Source organism: Streptomyces sp. NPDC058632 (assembly GCF_042717095.1).
In the GTDB taxonomy this organism is placed as follows: Bacteria; Actinomycetota; Actinomycetes; order Streptomycetales; family Streptomycetaceae; genus Streptomyces.
Genome location: NZ_JBHXQZ010000218.1, coordinates 1 through 1144, shown reverse-complemented (window position 1 = coordinate 1144; position 1144 = coordinate 1). Strand labels below are relative to the sequence as shown.

The 1144-nt window shown below is 66.5% G+C and carries 2 protein-coding genes; both read right to left on the bottom strand.

Features of this window, described 5'->3' with window-relative positions; genetic code table 11:
* A partial coding sequence (locus ACFWVE_RS35070; RefSeq protein ID WP_384023333.1) for a hypothetical protein occupies nt 1-260 on the bottom strand: 260 nt, incomplete at its 3' end.
* A 339-nt stretch (nt 261-599) separates the two neighbouring features.
* Nucleotides 600-1144: UTRA domain-containing protein (locus tag ACFWVE_RS35065; protein ID WP_384023330.1), on the bottom strand; the 545-nt coding region annotated here is incomplete at its 5' end.

The following is a 1144-nucleotide window of genomic DNA, read 5'->3' as shown; positions in this document are numbered from 1 at the left end:
AGGACGAGGTACTCGATCCGGATGCTCTCGCCGTCGTCGGTGAGGTGCTCGATCTGCCCGATGACCTTCGGCACACGCCCGATCGAGAGCGAAGCGGCATCGGGGTTCTGCTGGTGGATGATCATGCGGTCTGCGGGCCGGTAGAACCAGCCCTTCTTCATGCCCGCGTTCGGCGTGCAACCGGCCGGGGCCCCGTCCCTCTCCAGGTTCGAGACCGTTCCACCGCCCTTCTGGGCGGGTACTGCGGCGGGCTTGGTCATTCCCACTGGGGTGGCGCCTCTCTGGCCTGCCACCCGATGTGCGGATGGGCGACATCACTCTCGTGACGTCACGGCGGGGAAGACAGCACTCCCCACCTGCCCTACACTCGGCAGCAGACCTATGTGTGGTCGCCGCATTGCCCTTCTCCGGGACTTCGACTCGGCCTGAGGCTTCGAACCCTCTTGCAGAGCCCGGGTGGGGCGTGCGGCTTTTTTGCGTTTACGGATCTTGTTTCGCGGTTTCGTGCAGCCTACGGGGTGTAGCGGACACCGTCACAGCCGGTAGGGACACCACGTACGCGAACGCGGACGCGTCCTTGCAAATCTGGCCTGGCCAGGTCAGTCGAGTTCGTACTCGTAGATGGATTCGCGCTCGCCGTTGTTCACGCTTACGCCGTACTCGACCACGACGTTCTCGCCGTCGCGCAGGACCGTGACGGACTGCTTCACGGCGGAAGGGTCAGGGAGTCCCAGCAGCTCGCGCTCCTCGGCGGTCGCCAGGCGTGCAGTGATGGCGTCCTTGCCGTAGACCGCGTGGATGCCGGTCTGGGCTTCGAGGTACGCCCAGCTTCCCTCGGGGATTCGCTCGGCTTCGAGCAGCCGCGGAGCTGCTTCGGCCAGGGCGGCGTCGTACCAACTCGTGGACGCGCTGACGACCTGGTCCTGGGGGTTGTACGTGACCCGAAGTCGGCGGATAGCCGGCGCATCTGTGCTGAGGCCGAGCGCTGTGGCGACGTCGGCCGGCGGCTGGGTGACTTCGGCAACCAGGATCTTCGCGTACTCCCCCGGGCTGTAGATGCGTCCGGTGCGACGGACGGACGCGGCTCGGTCGCGGCCGGTGTGGTGAAGCTTCGAGGAGAGCGTCCGGACGCGGGTTCCAACCC